The sequence below is a fragment of the Corynebacterium amycolatum SK46 genome (assembly GCF_000173655.1).
In the GTDB taxonomy this organism is placed as follows: domain Bacteria; phylum Actinomycetota; class Actinomycetes; order Mycobacteriales; family Mycobacteriaceae; genus Corynebacterium; species Corynebacterium amycolatum_A.
Genome location: NZ_ABZU01000001.1, coordinates 110,525 through 131,570 on the forward strand (window position 1 = coordinate 110,525; position 21,046 = coordinate 131,570).

A 21,046-nucleotide genomic window follows, 5' to 3' on the forward strand; every position below is an offset into this window, starting at 1 on the left:
GACTCTAAGCCTTGCTAACCAGCTCCGCGACGTGAGCTGCAATGCCATCAGCGGCGACCTCGTCAGTCTCGTTGGTCAGGCGGTTACGCAGCTCCACCTTGCCGTCCGCGTAGCCACGGCCGAAGATGACCACAAACGGCATACCCAACAGCTCGGCGTCCTTGAACTTCACACCGGGGCTGACCTTCGGACGGTCGTCGAAAAGCACCTCAATGCCCTGCTGACTGAGGTCTTCCGCCAGCTGTTCCGCAGCCTCAGCTGCTTCGGCGTTCTTGCCGGCCACAGCGATGTGAACCTTGTACGGTGCTGCGGCAACTGGCCACTTGAGGCCCTTTTCATCCAACTGCTGTTCTGCGAGGACAGCGACCAGGCGGGACACGCCAATGCCATAGGACCCCATCGTCGGACGAGCACGCTTACCGTTGACATCAAGGATGTCGATTTCAAAGGCGTTGGTGTACTTGCGGCCCAACTGGAAAATGTGACCGATCTCGATGCCACGCTCGATCTTTAGCGTGCCGTGTCCCTCCGGAGCCGGGTCACCGTCACGCACCTCTGCGACATCGCAAATACCGTCAATCTGGAAGTCGCGACCAGCGACCACATCGACGATGTGCTTGCCCTCCTCGTTGGCTCCAGTAATCCAATTCGTTCCCTCCGCCACGCGTGGGTCAGCTAGGACTTTCACACCGCGATCGGCGAGCCCCTGCGGGCCGACGTAGCCCTTGATCAGGAAGTCATTAGCTGCGAAGTCCTTGTCCTCCAGCAAGCGCGCCTCACCCGGTTCAAATGCGACTTCGAGACGCTTTTCATCGACCTCACGGTCACCGGGAACCAGGATTGCGGTGAGCTGTTCCGGCAGGGCATTGCCCTCCTTATCGACCTTCTTCGGGTCGACGGCGACGAGAACGCACTTCAAAGTATCGGCAGCGGTGACCTCGCGTCCAAGATCCGCACCATTGGCCCAATCGACAAGCGCTGCAATGGTGGTGCAGTTCGGAGACTCGTAAACCTTCGCCTCCGGCTGTCCCTCAATCGGCTGCGGTTCGACTGCCGGAATCTTCACGGCTTCAACGTTGGCGGCGTACTCACCGTCGGTGGAGACTACGAAGGAGTCTTCGCCATTTTCGCTGACGGCCAGGAACTCCTCGGAAGCCGAACCGCCCATAGCGCCGGAGGTGGCGTGGCAGATTTCGTACTTGATGCCCAGTCGGTCAAAAATTCGCTGGTAGGCACCGCGGTGCTGCTGATAAGAATTCTCTAGCCCCTCGTCGTCCATGTCGAAGGAGTAGGAGTCCTTCATCACAAACTCGCGGCCACGCAGAATACCCGCGCGCGGGCGGGCCTCGTCGCGGTACTTGGTCTGAATCTGGAAAAGCGTTGTCGGGAAATCCTTGTAGGAGCTGAAAAGATCCTTGACAGCCAGCGCGAACATCTCTTCGTGCGTCGGCCCCAGCAGGTAGTCTGCGCCCTTGCGATCCTTCAGACGGAACAGCTCGGGGCCATATTCGGTCCACCGGTTCGTCGCCTCGTACGGTTCACGCGGGAGCAGTGCAGGGAATGCCAGCTCCTGTGCGCCAATGCCTTCCATCTCCTCGCGCACAACCTTCTCTACGTTGCGCAAAACCTTCAAGCCCAGTGGTAGCCAGGAGTACACACCAGGGGCAGTTCGCCGGATGTAGCCGGCACGGACGAGCAGCTTGTGGCTAGGGACCTCGGCGTCAGCAGGATCCTCGCGCAGTGTGCGCAGGAACAGCTGGGACATTCGCGTAATCATGAATGCTGATTTTACCCGTCAATCATTCTTCGCAACATGCGGGGCATTACTATGGTGCCCATGCTCGTAGTCCTACCCCCATCTGAAACCAAAGCCACTGGTGGCAGCCATCCCGCAGTGGACTTTTCCTCGCTGAGCTTCAGCTCTCTCAACCCCGTCCGCGAGCGAATTGCGGCCGATCTCGTGGCGCTAAGCGCGAACAGGGAAGCCGCGATGGAAACGCTTAAGTTGGGGCCACGTCTTGCTGACGAGGTCACGGCTAATGCCGCACTCCTAGAGTCGCCGACCATGCCGGCTCTCGAGCGTTATACCGGGGTGCTCTACGACGCACTCTCCCCCAGCGATTTGCCAGAAACCGGCCGTGCTCGACTCGCCATCGGGTCAGCGCTCTTCGGTGTCATTGGCGGAGACGACCTCATCCCCCACTACCGTCTCTCCGGCACGGTCAAGCTCCCCTTCGCGGATCAGCCTGCCGACGCAGCTCCCACGATGAAGCGCCGTTGGGGCACCGCCATCACCGAAGCTCTCAATGACGTCGACTTCCTCATCGACCTTCGCTCCGGCACCTACGCCAATTTGGGCAAAGCCAAGACCGCGACAACGATGACCGTGCTCACCGCCGAGGGCAAAATCGTCAGCCACTTCAACAAGCACTACAAGGGCCTATTTGCCCGCGCCATAGCCCTTTCCGACACGGCACCGACCTCCCCCACAGAGGCCGTCGATATCGCGCGCGCCGCAGGATACGACGTCTCGCTTGACGACGACAGCCTCATCTTCCGCGTCCCGGAAAACTAAATGTCGTCGTTGTAGCGCTTCCGACCTGCCACAATGGCAGCAATGAGCGCAATGACAGCGATGAAAATGCTGTCGTATCGCGAGCCTTCTCCGCCGAGGAGAAGGAGACGGAAGATGATCATGGCTCCGAGGTAGAACACCAGGAAGGTCGCAGCGCCCATCCAGATAGCGCTACGCAGCTGATCGTCGGCAAGCAGTCGAGTAACAAGCCCTGCCTTTTCCTGCTCTGGCTCTGGTTTCTTCGACTTGTTGTTGCTCGACTTGTTGTTCTTACTCATCGCCTTCATCCAGACCGGCGACTTCACCGATGACGATAACGGCGGGCGGCTTGATTGCCTCTTCGACCATTCTCTCGCCAAGCTCGCCGAGCGTGCAGCGTAGCGACCTCTGATTCGGCAGCGTACCGTCCTGGATGACCGCCGCCGGAGTCTTCGGGCTGCGGCCGGCCTTCATCAGAGCCTCGGCGATCTTCGGCCCGTTCTTAACTCCCATAATGATGGCAATAGTGCCGTGCATCCGGCCCAGCGCATCCCAATTGACCAGGGACGTCTTGTGCCCCGGTGGGACGTGACCGGACACGACAGTGAATTCGTGGTTGACGCCACGCATGGTAACTGGGATGCCAATCGTTCCCGGTACCGCCAGCGCCGAGGTAATACCCGGCACAACGCGAACCGGTACCCCTGCCTTCTGCAGCTCCTGAAGCTCTTCAAAACCGCGGCCGAAGATGTACGGATCGCCGCCCTTGAGCCGAACCACAAAGTAGCCCTCGCGGGCACGATGAACTAGCAGTTCATTGATGCGCTCCTGAGCCATGGCGCGACCGTAAGGAAGCTTGCCGGCATCAATAATCTCGACATCCGGCTCCAAGTCACCGAGCAGCGACAGTGGACCGAGGTGGTCTGCAACGACGACGTCGGCAAGCCGGAGCATGCGACGCCCCTCAACGGTAATCAGACCAGGATCGCCCGGGCCACCGCCTACGAGTGCGACCTGCCCAGCGAGGTCCCCAGCTCGCGACGCGCGACGGCCAGTCAGCGCCACAGGAGTAAGCGGGCTCGAAGACCCGGTTTCATCGTCGACGAGAATACCTCGGCGGTGTCCCTCGAGCGTCACCTCACGTAGCAACGCCTCGTCACAGCAGACCATGAGAGCCTTGCCCCAGCTCATCGCCTCGGTAAAACCGGTGCGGGTCAAAGTAATACGGCCGTCTGCAGCCCAAGCCTCAATCGCAGTTGTTACTTCCCCACCTTCACACACAGTGACATCAGCGCCAGAGTCCAACAACCGAGGAATCACGCGCTCTGCAGCCGTGGAACCGCCAATCACCAACACACCGTAGTCTTTGAGAAGCAAACTCATAGCTAATACTTTACCCGGCGCACGAAGCGACAAAACGACTGACGTTCCCCGGCGCACCCGCCGGATGAACATGCAGGTAACCGGCATGAATCCGCCCAGACTCAGAAACGAAGCCGTCGCGAACTGTCTCACCTTGATATCCACGCCAACCCCAGGCTGGTTGCCACCCGGCCGCAGCAGCGACGCTTGCGGTGTCATCGGTGAGGGCTGTCTTGTGGAACTCGTGACCACGCACGCGCGTTCCTACCGGGCACAGCGCAGAATCAGTCAGAGCCACAGCCTCTCGGTACCCCAGCTTCAGCCGTGCCATGTGCGCTCGCCCCGGGATGATGCCACACATACGGCGCCCACCGAGATCTTCAAGCAGCCAGAGCAGCCCGGCGCACTCACCGTGAATCAACGCACCATCGTCGGCAGCCTGACGTAGATCGCGGCGAATGTCATCACGAACAGATAGCGCGTCGGCATGCTCTTCCGGAAATCCACCGGGCACAATGTAGCCTTCGGCTTCCGGCAGTTCGTCAACCAATGGGTCAAAATCCACGACCTCGGCTCCAGCGGCCCGCAATAGCTCACGGTGCTCTGCGTAGGTAAACGAGAACGCAGGGCCCGCCGCGACCGCCACGCGCACACGGCGCTGAGTAGCCAGCGGTGCAACGAACCGTGCGGGGTCCCATGGCTCAGCTGGATAGGGCTGCCGGGCAAGCTGGATAATCCGGTCGATGTCGATGTAGGTCTCCACCAAGTTGGCCATCGATTCAATGACCGTTTCTAGCTGCTCACCCTGTTCGACTGCAGTGACCAGACCCAAATGCCTGCTGGGCACCTCAATATCAGTCACTCGCGGAATAGCGCCGAGCACCTCGACCCCCATGGCTTCCACAGAACGGGTAATAATGTCCGCATGCCGCGGGCTGCCCACCTGATTAATAATCACGCCACTGACACGGACGTCAGTGCGAAGCGTGGAGAAACCGTGGACAACAGCCGCCGCCGACTGCGACATATGCCGGGCATCAATTACCAACACCACCGGCAGTCCCAGCAGCGAGGCAATCTCGGCCGTCGACCCCACCACCGACAGCGGGTCGTCACCAATGCGGCCGTCGAAGAGCCCCATAACACCTTCGACCACCGCAATATCGCTGTCGGCAGCTCCGTGTGCGTAGAGCGGCCCAATCATCTCAGGCGAGCACATAAAGGAATCCAGATTGCGCCCGGGACGACCAGCGGCGACTCCGTGATACCCCGGATCAATATAGTCGGGTCCGACTTTGAAAGGTGCCACCGCGTGACGGCGCGACAGTGCACGCATCAGACCCGTCGAGATTGTCGTCTTTCCCGTGCCTGAAGCTGTGGCCGCGATAACAATTCCAGGCGCTACCACTCGATACCCTTTTGTCCCTTACGTCCGACATCCATCGGGTGCTTAATCTTGGTCATTTCCGTCACCAGATCCGCGACCTCCACGAGCTTCGGATCCGCATCGCGGCCAGTCATCACCACATGCTGGCGACCGGGACGGTTCTTCAACGTCTCCACCACATCGTCGACATCAATCCAACCCCACTTGATTGGATAGGTGAACTCGTCGAGGACGTAGAAATCGTGCACCTCATTTTCCAGGCGCCGCTTAATCTCCTGCCAGCCCTCGGCAGCAGCTGCAGCATGATCCTCCTCAGTGCCCTGCTTACGCGACCAAGACCAGCCTTCGCCCATCTTGTGCCATTCGACCGGGCCGCCCTCTCCCGTGTCGTCGTGAAGCTCGCCCAACCGGCGCATGACAGCTTCCTCGCCAACCTTCCACTTTGCCGACTTCACAAACTGAAAGACACCAATATTCATCCCCTGATTCCACGCGCGCATCGCCATACCGAATGCCGCAGTGGACTTGCCCTTTCCTGGGCCCGTATGCACCGCAGTAATCGGAATCATGCGACGCTGCCTGGTGGTCAGTCCATCGTTGGGAATTGATTTGGGGTCAAGCTTTCCTTGTGCCATGGTCTCGATGATAGGCATGGACCACGCCCGCCACGGCTTCGGCATTGAGTTCGGAGAGGTTTATGCAGTTCGCACCCAATTCCACGCTGAGTTCCTGTGCCAGCCCCAGCCGCACGCGAGAGCGCTCACAGTCGATAACCACCGTCGCCGCCAACGCTTGACGACGAATCTTTGCGGCCACAGCCCTTGCCTGCTGCAGGCCATTTTTACCCGTTGCTCGGCCATCGGAGAGCAACACCATAATTGCGCGCCGTGTGGGCTCCCTATGGGCTTCCCGAACCACCACTTCGTGTGCCTTCAACAGTCCTTCGGCCAATGGGGTTCGGCCACCAGTGCGGACATCTGCGAGGCGACGAACTGCGGTGTCAATAGACTTCGTCGGCGGTAAAACCAATTCGGCGCTATTTCCGCGGAAAGTAATGACAGCGACTTTGTCGCGGCTTTGGTAGGCATCACGCAGCAGCGAAGTGACCGCGCCGGTAACGGCCGCCAGTCGATCGCGTGCGGCCATGGAACCCGAGGTGTCCACGGCAAAGACGACCAGATTGGACTCAGTTCCCTGTCGGATAGCGCCGTGAACGTCCGTCGGTTCCAGGGGGATCATGGAGTCGCCTATGCGGGCGCCACGATTGGCCGCCGCCAGCACTGTCGCCGGCACGTGGAGACCATGGCCTCCCCGCTCGGCACCAATGGTGCTGCCCCGCGGGCCAATGGCCTTGGAACGTCGGCCGGAATCCCCTTGGCCGACACCGTCAACGCTGATTTTACGAACGGCGAAAGGGGGCGCCTTTAGCGGCGCGACCTCCCTTCGATCCCGCAGAACTCGACTGTTGCGGCTCCTGAGGTTCGGAGTTGGAGTCGAACTGGGAGACCGGCTCAGATTTGACTTCGGGCTGGTCTGAGGTCTCCGAATCCGACTCTGGCTGATTCTGGTCATCTCGGAACTGCTCCTCTGCATCCTGCAGAGCATCGTCGAGCTGTTCCTGGTCCAGTCCTGGTTCATCAAAGGGGTCACGGCGACGACGGTGCGGCAGTGCCATTTCTGCAGCTACCTTAATGTCTTCCGCAGTGATCTCAATTGGATTGCGCGGTTCGGGCTGCGCCGACTCGTCCCCGGCTACTCGCCAGGCAGCGTGAGCGCGGGCGGTACGTGCAATGACGATGTCGGCACGCATACCGTCCACATCAAAAGCAGCGCACACGGTGGCAATTTGACCGAGAATGCTGGGAGTCAATTCAACGTCGTCAAGCAGTGCGCGTGCGCGATCGATGCGAGCGTGTAGTGCCGCGTCGTCGGCGGCGAACCGCGTAACAAAGCTCTCCGGGTCGGCGTCAAAATCGAGGCGGCGGGCGACGATTTCCGCGCGGACAGCCGGATCCTTGGATGCGGTGACGTCAATAGCGAGACCAAAGCGATCGAGAAGCTGGGGACGCAATTCGCCCTCTTCTGGGTTCATCGTGCCGACCAACACGAACTTGGAAGTTGCAGAGTGCGAGATGCCATCGCGTTCGACAACCACGCGACCGGTGGCAGCGGCATCGAGAACGGAATCAACGAGGTGATCCGGCAGCAGGTTAATCTCGTCGACATAGAGAATGCCACCGTCAGCCGCGCTGAGTAGTCCCGGATTGAACTGTGCGTGTCCGGTCGTCAGGACGGTCTCCACATCGATGGAGCCTACGACTCGATCTTCCGTCGCGCCGAGTGGCAGGTTCACCAACGATCCGCTGAGAAATGGTGCCAACGCACGGACCGTAGTGGTCTTGGCTGTGCCCTTCTCACCGCGGATGACCACGCCACCAATCTCCGGGGATAGGGCGGTCAGAATCAACGCAAGCTGTAGTCGCTGCTGCCCGACAATCGCAGTAAAAGGAAAAGTGGGCTCTGTTTGAGCAGTGGCCGCTGACGTGATTTTTTCCATAAACACAGTTCTACCCCACTGCGAACGGATGGCTCAAAGCGGGGTAGAACAATGTTGGCTTAGTTGAACTCTTTGAAGCTCTTCAGCGAGTAATTAGCGCTCCAGCTTCAGGGTCTTCTGGGAAGCTTCCCAGACCTCCTTGAACAGAGCCGGGTCATCAGCCAGGTGCGTACCGTAGGACGGGACGAGCTCCTTCAGCTTCGGAGCCCACTTGCCCATGTGGCGACCGAAGCAGCGCTCAATCAGGCTGATCATCACGGCCGGAGCGATGGAAGCGCCCGGGGATGCACCCATCAGGCCGGCAATGGTGCCGTCCCACGAGTTGATGACAGCGGTACCGAACTCGAGGGTACCGAAGACCGGAGCCTTCATCGGCTTAATAACCTGAACGCGCTGACCAGCGACAATCAGCTCCCAGTCCTCTGGGCGAGCGTTCGGGACGTACTCACGCAGGGACTCAATTCGTGCGTCGAAGTCCTTCAGAACCTCAGTAATCAGGTACTTGGTCAGTCCCATCTCCTGAACACCAACACCGATCATGGACGGCAGGTTGGCCGGACGCAGGGACTTAATCAGGTCCAGGTTGTTACCGTTCTTCAGGAACTTCATGTTCCAACCGGCGTACGGACCAAAGAGCAGGCCACGCTTGCCGTCGATAACACGGGTGTCCAGGTGCGGAACCGACATCGGCGGCGTGCCGACGGAAGCCTTACCGTAGACCTTGGCATCATGCTTAGCAATGACTTCCTCGTTGGTGCAGCGCAGCCACTGGCCGGAGACCGGGAAGCCACCAAAACCACGAATCTCGTTAATACGAGCCTTCTGCAGCAGCGGCAGTGCGTCACCACCGGCACCGACGAAGACGAAGTTGGAAACCAGGGTGCGAACGTCCTTGGTGTGCAGGTTCTTCACGGTGACAATCCACTTGGAACCGTCGCGCTTCAGACCGGTGACCTCGTGTCCGTAGCGAATCTCAGTACCCATATCGGACAGCGCGGCCAGGTACTGCTTGGTCAGTGCACCGAAGTTAACGTCCGTACCATTCGGGTTACGAATAGCGGAGACCGGCTTGGAGAAGTCACGACCCTCGGACATCAGCGGAAGGTACTCAGCGAAACGGTCCGGATCCTCAATGAGCTCCTGACCGGGGAACAGCGGCTCCTTCTCAAGTGCCTCGTAGCGACGACGCATGAACGCCACCTGCTCCGGGCCCTGAGCGAAGGTGGTGTGATCAACTGGGTTGATGAATTCCTTCGGGTCAGTCAGGGTGCCGTTTTCAATCAGCGAGGTCCACAGCTGACGGGACACCTGGAACTGCTCGTTAATGGTCTTGGCCTTGGTGACGTCGACCTTGCCGTTCTTCTCCGGCGTGTAGTTCAGCTCACACAGCGCAGAGTGGCCGGTACCAGCGTTGTTCCACGGGGAGGAGGACTCCTTGGCGGGCTGATCGAGACGCTCGAACAGAACCTGTGACCAGGATGGCTCGAGCTCCTTGAGCAGCACACCCAGCGTCGCACTCATTACACCTGCACCGATGAGGACGACATCTACCTCGTCGCCACTGGAAGCAGGAAGCTTGTTATCAGCCATTTTGCTGTCAACATCCTTACTAACTTGATTAGTGATTCAAACTAGCGCTCGCTCACATGCGCGCACACAACTAAAGACGCAAAAGAGAGCTACCGTCTCAGTCCATAATCTATTGTGGCACACATTCCCACTACCCCCGGTAATCGGCGCTAGGCTTGACCCCGTGACTACCGATATTCCCGATTTCGTTACCCCCACCTTTAACCCCGATAACCTAGGCGAGGGCTACAGCCAACATGTCATCGAACTCGGCCAGGACCCCGACGGTGAGGGATCCGTACGCGCGGTATTGGTCCGCTACTGCCCCGACTCGTCGGCAAGCGACTTCCAAAAACGCCCGGCGGTTCTATGGATTCACGGGATGTCGGACTATTTCTTCCAGAAGCACGTAGCGGAGCGGTACCACGCCGAAGGCTACGCCTTTTACGCCATTGACCTGCGTAAGTGCGGGCGCGCTCACGAACCGGGGCAGACTTGGCATGGCTGCAGCGAGCTAACGAATTACTTCGAGGATCTCAACGGCGCACTCGCGGTGTTAGACCACGCCGGCCATACAACTGTCACTGTTAATGCGCACTCCACCGGCGGTCTCATTGCCGTGCTCTGGCTCGATTGGTTACGAAGCACAGGCGGCCATTGCCCTCAAGCACCCAATATTTCCGTCACGGCTGCCGTCTTGAACTCACCGTGGCTGACCCTGCACGTTTCCCGGGCAAAGGCTCCCGTGTACTCGCTGGTGACTCGTGTTATGGCGCGAATTCGCCCCAACAGTCTCATTCCGGTGCAGTCTGCAGGCGGCTATGGCAAATCCATTAGTGCCGACCACCAGGGACGCTGGGAGTACAACCGCACTTTCAAGCCGTTGGCTGGACATGACAAGAACTGGCGTTGGCTCAATGCCATCATCGTCGGCCAGCAACGTGTCAGCCGCGGTATCGACACCGGCGTGCCGACGCTCGTCCTCCACTCGGACAACTATCTTCTCGGCTCCGACTACACCCCGGAACTCAGTCGCGTTGACTCTGTTCTCAACACTGAACAAATTGCCGATGCCACTGCCCACCTGGGTCCGCAGGCTCGCAACGTCGCGATTCCGGGCGCCCTCCACGACGTGTATCTCTCCGCGCCCGAAGCACTTGACCGCGCTTTTAATGAGACCTTCCAGTTCCTTGCCACGGTCAAGCCGGGAGGCAGCTCGAAATAGGAGCACAGGGTAGGAGCTCGGAATAAATCAGCATTCAGTACGGTTGAACCAAACTAGTTTGACCAGAATGCTAGGAGTGCTTGTGACCACTGAGAATTCCCCTGAGACTACCCCACGCCACTACGACGTCATCATTATCGGAACCGGGTCCGGCAATTCCATTCCGGCCCCGGACTACGACAATGTCCGTATCGCTCTGGTGGAGGAAGGACGTTTCGGCGGTACTTGTCTCAACGTTGGTTGTATTCCCACCAAGATGTTCGTTCTGGCCGCTGATGCCGCCCGCAACATCCGCGAGGCCAGCCGCCTGGGCGTGCACGGCACCTTCGATTCCGTTGATCTCAAGCAAATCCAGGATCGCGTTTTCGCCCAGCGAGTCGACCAGATTGCCGACGGCGGCGAGGCCTACCGACGTGGGGACGAGACTCCCAATATCGATGTCTACGACCGCCACGCAACATTCATCGGCCCTCGCACTATTCGCACCGGCATCGGTGAGGAAACCGTCGACATCACAGCCGACAACATCATCATCGCTGCAGGCTCCCGCCCTCAGGTTCCGGGCCTCATCGCAGAGTCCGGGGTGCATTACTACACCAACGAGAGCATCATGCGCGTCGACAAGCTCCCACGCGAAATGATTGTCGTCGGCGGCGGCTACATCGCCAGCGAGTTCGCGCACGTCTTCGCCTCCTTCGGTACGAAGGTGCACATGTTGGTGCGCTCCGATGTCATGCTGCGTGGCTCAGATGCCGCCATCTCCGAGCGCTTCCACGAGGTTGCCGCCCGCGACATTGACATCCGTATGAACACCTCCATCACTGCGCTCTCCCAGGAGGGCGAGATTGTCACGGCCACGCTTGACGACGGCACGGAGCTCGCAGCCGATGCCCTGCTAGTGGCAACCGGACGCATCCCCAACGGTGACCGTATGGACCTTGCAGCCGGTGGTGTGGAGATGCACGACGATGGTCGCATCAAGGTTGACCAGTACGGTCGCACCTCTGCCGAAGGTGTGTGGGCGCTGGGCGACGTCTCTAGCCCGTACCAGCTGAAGCATATTGCCAACCATGAGGCCAAGGTTGTCTTCCACAATGTGCTGAACCCGTCCGACCTGCGCGAATTTGACCACCGCTACATTCCGTCGGCAGTCTTCTCACATCCGCAGATCGGTCAGGTCGGTATGACCGAGGACGAAGCTCGCGCCTGGGCTGCGGAAAATGGCACGGACATTACCGTGAAGGTACAGAACTACGGCGATGTCGCCTACGGCTGGGCGCTGGAGGATCGCGACGGCTTTGCCAAATTGATTGCGGACCGCGCCACCGGCCGCCTGCTGGGTGCGCACTTCATCGGCGAGCAGGCCGCCACCCTAGTGCAGCAGTGCATCCAGATGATGAGCTTCGAAATGGATGTGCGCGAAGTTGTCAAGGGCCAGCACTGGATCCACCCAGCACTGCCAGAGCTGATCGAAAACGCGATCCTGGGTCTGGAGTTCGACAGCTAGCCCAACTGCTCAATACCTGTGGCCTGGGCCAATGCGGGCCCAGCCAGGTACTCTTCGACTGCATCGGCCAACAGGTCGACCTGCCGCAGCCGTTCTGCGGCAAACGAAGTGGTAGAGCTGACCTCAAAGCCGTCCCGTCCGACGGCATCTGCAACTTCCATCAGTAACTCACGGCGCGCCTGATCATTTTCCAGGTAGCCGTGGCGGTGCGTGCCCATCACCATGCCACGCCGCGCCCCTTCTTCTTCAGGCTCAGTGATAAAGGGCGCCTCACTGCTTCGCACAACCTGTCCATTGTGGACTTCGTAAGAGCCATCCGGGTGGCTCACCAGCGTCTTCGTCCCCGCGAATTCAATGTCGGTATCGAACACGCCAAGCCCGTTCACCGTCCCGGCTATCGACTCCACCGTGTCAGTGATGGTGGTGCAGAGCATTTGGAACCCACCGCAGATGCCAATCAGCGGCAGCCCCCGGGCGGCTCGGTTCTCCAGTACGTCGTCAAGCCCACGGTCGCGCAACCACTTGAGATCGGCGACCGTCGACTTCGTTCCGGGCAACACGACCAGGTCGGCGCGAGCAACGACCGACGGATCGACTGTCCACTGCACGTGTACCCCTGGTTCACAGGCAAGCGCCTCGATATCGGTGGCGTTGGACACGCGCGGCAGGCGGATGGCTGCCACGAACAACGTTTCCATGCCCAGCGGTGCGTTCGCCGGCCCTACCGACGCACCGGCGACTGTGCCGAGCGAATCCTCCGCATCGACCCACAGCCCTGGAATAAAAGGCACTACGCCGAGTACGGGCACGCCGGTGTGCTCGCGCACCACGTCCAATCCCGGAGTTAACAGCGAAACATCGCCCCGGAACTTGTTGACAATAAATCCGGTAATCCGCGCGCGGTCTTCGGGGCTCAGGATTGCATGCGTGCCGACGAAATGTGCAAGCACCCCACCGCGGTCAATGTCACCGGCGACTACAACCGGCAAATCAGCGAGCTCTGCCAACCCCATGTTGGCAATATCTGACTCTCGCAGATTGACCTCGGCAGGACTGCCAGCGCCTTCACACAGGACGGCATCGAACTGCCCCCGCAGCTCTTCCAATGTCTCCGCAACTACTCCACGTAGCGCTTTTCTCCGCGACCGGTACGTCAGTGCGCTCACATGCCCATCGGCTTTGCCCTTCACCACCACCTGACTGGTGTGGTCCGAGCCCGGCTTGAGAAGTACCGGGTTAAAGGAGACATCCGGCTCCAGCCCACAGGCCAACGCTTGCAGAGCCTGCGCGCGCCCAATCTCGCCGCCGTCGAGCGTAACAGCGCAGTTGTTGGACATGTTCTGCGCCTTGAAGGGTGCGACCTTCACACCGCGGCGCGCGAGCAGCCGACACATGCCGGCGACCAGAACTGATTTGCCGGCATCTGAGGTGCAGCCGGCAATCAGAGCTGCGGGAGCCAGCACGACTTAGGCCTCGGGCTTCCAACCAGTTTGGAACTGACCCGGAACGTTCTGCTCATCCGGCAGGGTGAGAATTTCATAGCCATCAGCGGTCACCAACACTGTGTGCTCGAACTGGGCGGTGAACTTGAAGTCATCATTCTGCACAGTCCAGCCGTTATCCCAGATGTGGTACGGCAGCTCACCGAGGTTAATCATCGGCTCGACAGTCAAGGTCATGCCCGGCTCGAAAATGGTGTCCTGACTCGGCTCATCGTAGTGCAGGACAATCAAACCATTATGGAACGTGGTACCGACACCGTGACCGGTGAAGTCCCGAACGGTGTTGTATCCAAAACGCTTAGCGTAGGACTCAATCACGCGGCCGATGACATTAATCTCACGGCCCGGCTTGATGACCTTAATGCCACGCATGGTGGCGTTGTAAGTGCGTTCCACCAGCTGGCGGTGCTCCTCCGAGACATTGCCGGCGAGGAAAGTCGCGTTGGTGTCACCGTGGACGCCGTTCTTGTATCCGGTGACGTCGACATTGACGATATCGCCGTCTTCAATAACCTGAGTGTCCGGAATACCGTGGCAGACAATCTCATTGAGAGACACACAGCACGACTTCTCAAAACCGCGGTACCCCAGCGTGGACGGGTAGGTGTCGTGATCCAACAGGTACTCGTGCACCACCCGGTCAATCTCATCCGTGGTCACGCCCGGAGCTACGGCCTTGCCGGCCTCCACCAACGCGTTGGCAGCAATGCGAGAGACCTCTCGCATATTTTCAATATCTTCCGGAGTCTGTACCAGCGGCTCGCCGACGCCTTCCTGAACCTCGTCCTTCCAGGCGTACTCCGGCCGTTCAATATGTGCCGGAACGGTGCGAATTGGCGTGGACTTCTGCTGAGTAAGTGGAGAACGCTGAGTCATGGAACATACTCTACCCCTACCCCCGGATTAGCCTTTCGGCCTGTGCCGGTTTCGAAGCCAGAAATGCTCTAGCCCTCGTCCCCCGAACCTTCATCCATATTGGCGAAGAAGGCATCGGTAATCGCCACGGCATGCTCCGAACCGCCACCGCCGACGATGAGCGTGGCAAAGGCCAAATCATCGCGGTAGCCAGTAAACCAAGCATGGGAGCCGCCTGCGTACTCGGCCTCACCGGTCTTTGCGTAGACCTCACCTCGACCGGCAATGGCCGAACCAGTACCAGAGGTCACCACCGCCCGCATGAGTGAGCGAACCTCGTTCAAAACCTCAGGTGGAAGCGGTTTCGATGTCTGCGACTGCCAAGTTCCCGCGCTTGGCACGAGTGATGGCGTCGGAGTCCGCCCGGCCGCCACTGTCGCGGAAACCAGAGCCATGCCAAACGGGCTGGCCAAGTCATTTCCCTGTCCATAGCCCGCATCGATACGTTCGACTTCATCACTGCCGTCGGAAACGCTGCCGGTAATAGTGTCGAGGCCCGCGATGTGATAGTTGATGCCAATTCCGAAGTTCTTGGACTCCTCCTTGAACTGCCCTGGCTCCAACTTGTGAGAGATGTTGCCGAACGTGGTGTTGCAAGACCTCGCGAACGCATCGCTCAGCGAGGTATCCCCGACACCACTTCCGTTGTAGTTGGTGACAATACGTGGCCCGATCTCCATCGAACCTGGGCACGGCACAGTCGATCCCGCATTTAGCCCCTCGTGCTGTACACCTGCAGCGGCAGTGACAATCTTGTACGTCGATCCCGGCGGGAACTGCCCCATCAGCGCAAGGTCGCCGTCTTTATCTGCCTCTGCCGTCTGTGCTACCGCCAGAATCTTGCCCGTAGACGGCTGCACAGCCACCAGCATTGCCTTCGCATCTTGCCGCGTATCGACTGCCTTCTGCGCCGCGTCCTGCACCTTTTTACTAATCGATGCCTGCACCGCCGGAGCTACATCCGGAGACACCTCATAGAGCGTGCCGACGACTGCTCCGTCCTCGTTCGCCGCTACGATATTCCAGCCATCGGCACCGTGGTCGCCAGTGTCCACTAGCCTTTCCACGCGGCTCATCAAATCAGGCGCAAAACCCGGGTCGGGTCGCACCATCGCCGCCTCATCATTAACCGAAATTCCGTCAATGCCCGCGAGCTCATCCTTGACTCGCTGTGGCGTGGATGCCGGCAGCACAATCAGCGAAAAGTTACCCTTCCCACCAGCTGCCTGCTCCCCCACGGCGCGCGCGTCAAGCTTCGGACCATCTTCCGGCATTTCATTATTGATGACCGTCGCCGCCCGGTTAATCGACGACTGCACATTCTCCGTCGCATCACGATTGAGAATTACCCGGTGCACAGTGCCTGGCTCAAGCAAGGCCGCACCGTCCGAACCAACCACAGACGGACGTGGAGCTGCGATAGTGCGCAATTCTGGGTGCTGATTACGCCCCAGCTGTGGATGAAGGGATGCTGGCGACCAGCGCAACGCCCAATTCCGTTGCCCAGTCTCAGTCTTGGTCAGCGTAAAAGTGGTGTCATATCCCCAGTGTCGCTGATGCGGTAGTTGCCAATTCATGGCGACTTCGGCCGAGGACTGGTTCGAGCTGGAATCAATACCCGCAATCTCATACTCAAGCCCCTCTGGCTGGAGGCCGGCAGTGGCCGCCTTCAGATCTCCTTCAGCGGAGTCCGGGTGATCAGTCAGTGTCGCTGCCTTAGCAACGTCCCCTCCCGCCAGCGCCCCCAGGAATTCCTCTAGCACCTCGCGCCCGGTGTCAGGCCGCGGCGTACACGCGGCGGATGACAACACCAGACCCGTGATTGCCACAGCCGAGATACTGCGAAGCAGGGGCTTGCGGCGCGAAGTTTGTTCCATGTGGGCTGACGTTAGCACCGCTTTGCTTTACGACGACGCTGGCGCGCCGCAGCCTGCTATCAGCGGTTCAGCACAATTGGATTGACGACGTCTGCAGCCATAACCAGAACGCCGAAGACCAGCAAAACCGCGGTAAAGGCCATAGTAATTGGCATGAGTTTGGTGTAATCGGCAGGCCCAAGCGCCGGCTTGCCGAAAGCCTTGCGAATCAGGTCGCGGATGCGCTCATAGATAACTACGGCGATGTGGCCACCGTCGAGTGGCGGCAACGGCACCAGGTTTAACACGGCCAGGAAGTAATTGAGGTTGGCCAGCAACAGGAAGAATGAGGGCCACTGGTTCATCTCCACCAATTCACCGCCGGCACGCGAAGCGCCGACGACACTCATTGGGCTGGCCGGGTCACGCTGAGCACCAAAGATAGAGGCGACCACACCGGGAACCTTCTCCGGGATGGAAAGCAGCCCGTTCCAAACCGCCCCGAAAAGGCTGCCTGTGAAGCTGGCCGCACCACCGATGGCGGTCACTGCGTTGTACTCGTGGAGGATAGTCTCTGGTCGCTGGAAGGCGATACCAATCGCTGGCTGGTCGATGTCCTGGCCGTCATTAGTCTTGCGCTTGACGACTTCCGGAGTGACCGTGACCGTCTGGGTGCTGCCATTTCGGTCGATGGTCATTTTGATGTCGCCCCCTGCAGAGCTGCCGATGAGAGACACAGCCTCGGGGTAGGACGTGATCTTGGTGCCATTGATCTTCTCAATCACATCTCCGACACGTAGCCCTGCGCGCTCTGCAGGACCTGAACCAGTGCAGGGTTCCAGAGTACCGTCGGCACGCTGTGCCGGCGCGACGCACTGTACCGCCTGAATGCGTGGCGCCATTTCCTTACCCATGTTGGGCAAACCCCACGTCACGGCGATGAAGTAAAGAATGATGAATCCAACGATGAGGTTCATTGCCACCCCACCGAGCATCACGATAATGCGCTGCCACCACGGCTTTTTGTACATGGCGTACGGCTCTTCGGCAGGATCGATCGGATCCATTGCGGTCATGCCTGCGATGTCGCAGAATCCGCCAAAGGGAATTGCCTTTACTCCATACTCGGTGTCATGCCCACCTGCCGCAGCGTGATGCCGCTTAAAGGAAAACAGCGTTGGGCCAAAGCCAATGAAGTACCGACGCACTCGCATTCCACACAGTCGAGCTGCGGTGAGATGACCCCATTCGTGAAGGGCGATTGTCACCGCGATGCCGATTGCGAAGAGTAAAACTCCAAGAAGAAATGTCACGAGTGCTCACCCTACCCCCACTTTGGGCAAACGAGCACACCGGCGAACAGTTTCCGGCCGGGCTAAGTCCCAATTTCAGCAAGTTCTAAGGTATCCTTACACCCGATACTCAAGATTGTCTGAAAATGCGCTCAGTCGCTTTCAGCAAAACCGCAGATAGACTGAAGTGCATATAGAGTGCAATTCGCCGAAAGTGTTAACAGGAGGACTTTCAAGTGAGCAACCACGAGCCAAAGGAAGAGATTTACCGCGGCGTCAGCACCCTCGACGAGCCGTCGGCGAAGTGGGGCTGGCACGGCATGAGCAAGAGCGCTATGCAGAAGGCCGGCTGGATTTCCGTAATCTTCCTGCTGGGTATGACCATTGGTAACCACAAGGGCAACGTCGAGAACTACTGGCTGGTTGCCATTGCTGCCCTGATTGCCATTGGTCTGCTCTTGCAGCTGTTCGCTCCACGCGGCTCCCAGGTTCGCACGGTTACCGCTCACAACAAGCCGGAAGGCCATATCGAACCACAATGGGCACACGACCAGGTTAACGGCACTGGCGTCTACGCTGATCTGACTGACTCCCAGCTGCGCTCCTGGAACCGCCTGCCGAAGGGCCAGAACCAGTAGAGTTGGCCACTTTTGCAGAAAGTCTGGCCTAACAGCTCTATAGCAACAGCTCTATAGCGCTACAGCGCATAAAAAGATCCGCACCGAATTCGGTGCGGATTTTTTGCTATTTGTCGGCTAAACCTCTTCAGCCGCCAGCTGACCACACGCTGCCGCAATCTCGTTGCCACGGGTATCGCGGACCGTGCACGGTACCCCCTGCGCCTGTACGCGGCGGACGAACTCCTCCTGCTGCTTCTTCGGGGAGGCGTCCCACTTCGAACCCGGAGTTGGGTTAAGCGGAATCAGGTTGACGTGGACACGTGAGCCCAGAGCATTGTGGAGCTTCTTACCCAACAGGTCTGCACGCCAATCCTGGTCGTTAATATCGCGAATCAAAGCGTATTCAATAGATACACGACGGCCTGTCTTGTCTGCGTAGTAGCGAGCCGCATCAAGTACCTCGGCCACTGTAAAGCGATTGTTGATCGGTACCAGCTCGTCGCGAAGCTCGTCATCCGGAGTGTGCAGAGACACCGCGAGGGTTACCGACAGGTCCTCGTCGGCAAGCCGTCGGATGTTCGGCGCGAAACCGACCGTAGAAACGGTGACATTGCGCATCGAGATGCCGAATCCCTCCGGCGACGGTCGCGTGATGCGATGGATGGCGGCGAGAACGCGATTGTAGTTCGCGAGCGGCTCGCCCATGCCCATGAATACGATGTTCGTCAGACGACCGCCCTCAGCTGCCATAGTGGCAGCGGCCTCACGAACCTGGTCGACAATCTCCGCGGTGGAGAGATTACGCTGCAGACCGCCTTGCCCCGTCGCGCAGAATGGGCATGCCATACCGCAGCCTGCCTGCGAGGAAATACAGAGGGTCGCACGCCCCGGGTACTTCATCAGCACGGATTCCAGCAGCGTACCGTCACCTGCACGCCACAGCGTCTTACGAGTTTCGCCGTCGTCACAGGTGATGTGGCGAACGGGAGTCAACAGAGGTGGGAAGAGACTGTCCTTGACTTTTTGACGGTCTGCTTCCGGCAGATCAGTCATCGTCATAGGGTCGGCCTCAAGCCGACCGTAATAGTGCCGGGCAATCTGATCGGCACGGAAGGCCGGCAGACCCAGTTCCTTGACCGCAGCCTTCCGTTCCTCAACATCGAGGTCCGCAAAATGGGTCGCGGGCATGCCGCGACGTGGAGCTTTAAGAACGATTGGAAGTGAAGATGCCATGATGGCACCCATTTTCGCATGTAATGACGGTTTTGGCCTAATGAGCGACTAGGCAGCCGCAACTAAGTGGACCTTTACAAGTGGTACATACCTGCCAAAACGTGTTGAATGATAGGTATGACTAACGCTAATCAGCCGAATAACGACGGTCCGCTTTTCGACGATTCCCCGTCGTACTCCCCAAATGATTCCGTGGCTCCTGCACCGGAGCAGGGCAACCTTCCAGAACCAGTCGTTGACGCGCCGACAGAGAAGGACTCCACACCGGAGCCAGCGCCCGCCCCTGGCCGGCGCAAGGTGAAAAAGACTACCGCGGGTTCGATGTGGGTTGGCCTTGTCATCAGTGCAGTTTTGCTGATCGTACTGCTTGTGTTCATTCTGCAAAATCAGCAGGAGACCGCACTAAACCTGTTCGGCTGGACCTGGAACTTCCCGGTCGGTGTCGGAATGCTGTTCGCTGCTATCCTCGGCGCCCTAATTACCGCGCTAATCGGTGGCTGGCGAATGTTTGATCTGCGCCGCCAGATTCGTAAGGGCGACAACTAAAGCCCGACAATTAAACTAGGCTGAAAAGCTGCAATATCAGCCACGTCATCGCGGCTGATGGCAGCATGCCATCCAGGCGGTCCATCAGACCGCCGTGGCCCGGCAAAATCGAGGACATATCCTTAATCCCCAGATCGCGTTTGAACTGTGACTCCATCAGATCACCAAGCGTGGCAGAGATAACCAGGGCGATCCCCAGCACAATGCCCTGCCACCACGGCGCGTGCAACATAAAGATCGCACAGAGCGCTCCAGTAATAGTGGCGAGTACGAGAGAGCCGCCGAACCCTTCCCAGGATTTTTTAGGGCTTACCTTCGGAGCCATCGGATGCTTTCCGAACATGACACCGGCGGCATAGCCTCCGACGTCGTTTGAGATAACCCCAATCATGAAGGTCACAATGACCAAACGGGGATCGACTCCCCAGGGATTGTCCATGTGCACCAGCTGCACAGCTAGCGCCGCAAAGAACGGAATCCACATCACCACGAAAACTCCGACTGCAACATCTCGCAGCCAGTTCCGTGGTGCTTCAGCCATCCCGTGCAAAAACAGACGGGTGACTAGTAAAAGCATCAGGGTAACAGTCAGGCCCATGACCAGACCGTCAATCCCCCAGTAGGCGGACAGCCACACCATCAGCTGTCCGCCGAGAATCAGAACCGGGCGAGGGACCTGCCAATCGGACTCGCGGAGCCGCTCGCAGACCTCCCAGGTTGCAAGACCAACCGCCGCGGCGACCAGAACGGTCCAGGCGAGCGCCCCCAGCAGCAAGCCGATGATGACGACTGCACCAAGTGCTACGCCCACCGCAATTGCAACCGGCAGGTTACGACCTGCTGAGTTGCGTGGCTTAACAAGCCGTAGTTCGTCTAGAACACGTTCCTTATTGGACGCTGGCTTCGACGTTGGCATTGGCG

The 21,046-nt window shown here is 59.2% G+C and carries 19 protein-coding genes; 5 read left to right on the forward strand and 14 right to left on the reverse strand.

The window, feature by feature from the left end; translation table 11 throughout:
- Positions 1 to 4: 4 nt before the first annotated feature.
- Entirely contained in the window at positions 5 to 1,777 is a 1,773-nt protein-coding gene (locus tag CORAM0001_RS00480; protein ID WP_005509715.1) for a proline--tRNA ligase, read from the reverse strand.
- 60 nt (positions 1,778 to 1,837) lie between these two features.
- Between CORAM0001_RS00480 and CORAM0001_RS00485 the strand changes: the two genes are divergently transcribed.
- Complete coding sequence (locus CORAM0001_RS00485; protein ID WP_050773572.1) at positions 1,838 to 2,575, forward strand: YaaA family protein; 738 nt, start codon at positions 1,838 to 1,840, stop codon at positions 2,573 to 2,575.
- Here the strand turns inward: CORAM0001_RS00485 and CORAM0001_RS00490 are convergent.
- From CORAM0001_RS00490 to mqo, 7 genes are all read right to left on the reverse strand, one after another.
- Positions 2,572 to 2,853, reverse strand: coding sequence for a hypothetical protein (locus CORAM0001_RS00490; RefSeq protein ID WP_100066760.1), 282 nt, complete (start codon positions 2,851 to 2,853; stop codon positions 2,572 to 2,574). The genes CORAM0001_RS00485 and CORAM0001_RS00490 overlap by 4 nt on opposite strands.
- Positions 2,846 to 3,937 carry a uroporphyrinogen-III C-methyltransferase gene (gene cobA / locus CORAM0001_RS00495; RefSeq protein ID WP_005509566.1) on the reverse strand — a complete coding sequence of 364 codons (1,092 nt, stop codon included), beginning with the start codon at positions 3,935 to 3,937 and terminating at the stop codon, positions 2,846 to 2,848. Before cobA ends, CORAM0001_RS00490 begins: the two co-directional genes overlap by 8 nt.
- A 10-nt stretch (positions 3,938 to 3,947) precedes the next feature.
- A complete protein-coding gene (locus CORAM0001_RS00500; protein WP_005509449.1) occupies positions 3,948 to 5,324 on the reverse strand; it encodes a cobyrinic acid a,c-diamide synthase CobB in 1,377 nt (458 codons plus the stop codon).
- Complete coding sequence (gene cobO, locus CORAM0001_RS00505; RefSeq protein ID WP_040360795.1) at positions 5,318 to 5,938, reverse strand: cob(I)yrinic acid a,c-diamide adenosyltransferase; 621 nt, start codon at positions 5,936 to 5,938, stop codon at positions 5,318 to 5,320. The genes CORAM0001_RS00500 and cobO overlap by 7 nt, the downstream gene beginning before the upstream one ends.
- Complete coding sequence (locus tag CORAM0001_RS00510) at positions 5,919 to 6,596, reverse strand: vWA domain-containing protein (protein ID WP_244261952.1); 678 nt, start codon at positions 6,594 to 6,596, stop codon at positions 5,919 to 5,921. Before CORAM0001_RS00510 ends, cobO begins: the two co-directional genes overlap by 20 nt.
- A gap of 106 nt (positions 6,597 to 6,702) precedes the next feature.
- Positions 6,703 to 7,860 carry a magnesium chelatase ATPase subunit I gene (locus tag CORAM0001_RS00515; protein ID WP_040360675.1) on the reverse strand — a complete coding sequence of 386 codons (1,158 nt, stop codon included), beginning with the start codon at positions 7,858 to 7,860 and terminating at the stop codon, positions 6,703 to 6,705.
- 93 nt (positions 7,861 to 7,953) lie between these two features.
- Positions 7,954 to 9,450, reverse strand: a complete 1,497-nt coding sequence (mqo, locus tag CORAM0001_RS00520) for a malate dehydrogenase (quinone) (protein WP_005509360.1) — start codon at positions 9,448 to 9,450, stop codon at positions 7,954 to 7,956.
- 163 nt (positions 9,451 to 9,613) lie between these two features.
- Here mqo and CORAM0001_RS00525 point away from each other — a divergent pair, with 163 nt between their 5' ends.
- Together CORAM0001_RS00525 and mtr are read left to right on the forward strand one after the other, a co-directional pair.
- Complete coding sequence (locus CORAM0001_RS00525) at positions 9,614 to 10,654, forward strand: alpha/beta hydrolase (protein WP_005509326.1); 1,041 nt, start codon at positions 9,614 to 9,616, stop codon at positions 10,652 to 10,654.
- A gap of 67 nt (positions 10,655 to 10,721) precedes the next feature.
- Positions 10,722 to 12,161 (forward strand): mycothione reductase, encoded by a 1,440-nt coding sequence (gene mtr / locus CORAM0001_RS00530; RefSeq protein ID WP_050773560.1) that lies wholly within the window; start codon positions 10,722 to 10,724, stop codon positions 12,159 to 12,161.
- On the opposite strand, the gene CORAM0001_RS00535 is transcribed toward mtr, so the two are convergent.
- From CORAM0001_RS00535 to CORAM0001_RS00550, 4 genes are all read right to left on the reverse strand, one after another.
- Positions 12,158 to 13,624, reverse strand: coding sequence for a cobyric acid synthase (locus CORAM0001_RS00535; RefSeq protein ID WP_005509615.1), 1,467 nt, complete (start codon positions 13,622 to 13,624; stop codon positions 12,158 to 12,160). The genes mtr and CORAM0001_RS00535 overlap by 4 nt on opposite strands.
- A 3-nt stretch (positions 13,625 to 13,627) precedes the next feature.
- Positions 13,628 to 14,539, reverse strand: a complete 912-nt coding sequence (gene map / locus CORAM0001_RS00540) for a type I methionyl aminopeptidase (RefSeq protein ID WP_005509534.1) — start codon at positions 14,537 to 14,539, stop codon at positions 13,628 to 13,630.
- Positions 14,540 to 14,607: 68 nt separating this feature from the next.
- Positions 14,608 to 16,455, reverse strand: coding sequence for a penicillin-binding transpeptidase domain-containing protein (locus CORAM0001_RS00545; RefSeq protein WP_050773561.1), 1,848 nt, complete (start codon positions 16,453 to 16,455; stop codon positions 14,608 to 14,610).
- A gap of 59 nt (positions 16,456 to 16,514) precedes the next feature.
- Positions 16,515 to 17,747, reverse strand: a complete 1,233-nt coding sequence (locus tag CORAM0001_RS00550; protein ID WP_005509675.1) for a M50 family metallopeptidase — start codon at positions 17,745 to 17,747, stop codon at positions 16,515 to 16,517.
- A 215-nt stretch (positions 17,748 to 17,962) separates the two neighbouring features.
- Here CORAM0001_RS00550 and CORAM0001_RS00555 point away from each other — a divergent pair, with 215 nt between their 5' ends.
- A complete protein-coding gene (locus CORAM0001_RS00555) occupies positions 17,963 to 18,364 on the forward strand; it encodes a DUF2631 domain-containing protein (protein ID WP_005509442.1) in 402 nt (133 codons plus the stop codon).
- 117 nt (positions 18,365 to 18,481) lie between these two features.
- Here CORAM0001_RS00555 and rlmN read toward each other — a convergent pair whose 3' ends face one another.
- A complete protein-coding gene (gene rlmN, locus CORAM0001_RS00560) occupies positions 18,482 to 19,579 on the reverse strand; it encodes a dual-specificity RNA methyltransferase RlmN (protein ID WP_040360677.1) in 1,098 nt (365 codons plus the stop codon).
- Between the two features lie 117 nt (positions 19,580 to 19,696).
- Here rlmN and CORAM0001_RS00565 point away from each other — a divergent pair, with 117 nt between their 5' ends.
- A complete protein-coding gene (locus CORAM0001_RS00565) occupies positions 19,697 to 20,125 on the forward strand; it encodes a lipopolysaccharide assembly protein LapA domain-containing protein (RefSeq protein ID WP_005509321.1) in 429 nt (142 codons plus the stop codon).
- 10 nt (positions 20,126 to 20,135) lie between these two features.
- Here the strand turns inward: CORAM0001_RS00565 and CORAM0001_RS00570 are convergent, their stop codons facing one another.
- Positions 20,136 to 21,041 (reverse strand): phosphatidate cytidylyltransferase, encoded by a 906-nt coding sequence (locus tag CORAM0001_RS00570; RefSeq protein ID WP_005509444.1) that lies wholly within the window; start codon positions 21,039 to 21,041, stop codon positions 20,136 to 20,138.
- Positions 21,042 to 21,046 lie beyond the last annotated feature (5 nt).

Coding starts and splice junctions, on each gene's coding strand:
- CORAM0001_RS00480 (WP_005509715.1), bottom strand. CDS start 1,777: ATGATTACGCGAATGTCCCAGCTGTTCCTGCGCACACTGCGCGAGGAT.
- CORAM0001_RS00485 (WP_050773572.1), top strand. CDS start 1,838: ATGCTCGTAGTCCTACCCCCATCTGAAACCAAAGCCACTGGTGGCAGC.
- CORAM0001_RS00490 (WP_100066760.1), bottom strand. CDS start 2,853: ATGAGTAAGAACAACAAGTCGAGCAACAACAAGTCGAAGAAACCAGAG.
- cobA (WP_005509566.1), bottom strand. CDS start 3,937: ATGAGTTTGCTTCTCAAAGACTACGGTGTGTTGGTGATTGGCGGTTCC.
- cobO (WP_040360795.1), bottom strand. CDS start 5,938: ATGGCACAAGGAAAGCTTGACCCCAAATCAATTCCCAACGATGGACTG.
- CORAM0001_RS00515 (WP_040360675.1), bottom strand. CDS start 7,860: ATGGAAAAAATCACGTCAGCGGCCACTGCTCAAACAGAGCCCACTTTT.
- mqo (WP_005509360.1), bottom strand. CDS start 9,450: ATGGCTGATAACAAGCTTCCTGCTTCCAGTGGCGACGAGGTAGATGTC.
- mtr (WP_050773560.1), top strand. CDS start 10,722: ATGCTAGGAGTGCTTGTGACCACTGAGAATTCCCCTGAGACTACCCCA.
- map (WP_005509534.1), bottom strand. CDS start 14,539: ATGACTCAGCGTTCTCCACTTACTCAGCAGAAGTCCACGCCAATTCGC.
- CORAM0001_RS00545 (WP_050773561.1), bottom strand. CDS start 16,455: ATGGAACAAACTTCGCGCCGCAAGCCCCTGCTTCGCAGTATCTCGGCT.
- rlmN (WP_040360677.1), bottom strand. CDS start 19,579: ATGGCATCTTCACTTCCAATCGTTCTTAAAGCTCCACGTCGCGGCATG.
- CORAM0001_RS00565 (WP_005509321.1), top strand. CDS start 19,697: ATGACTAACGCTAATCAGCCGAATAACGACGGTCCGCTTTTCGACGAT.
- CORAM0001_RS00570 (WP_005509444.1), bottom strand. CDS start 21,041: ATGCCAACGTCGAAGCCAGCGTCCAATAAGGAACGTGTTCTAGACGAA.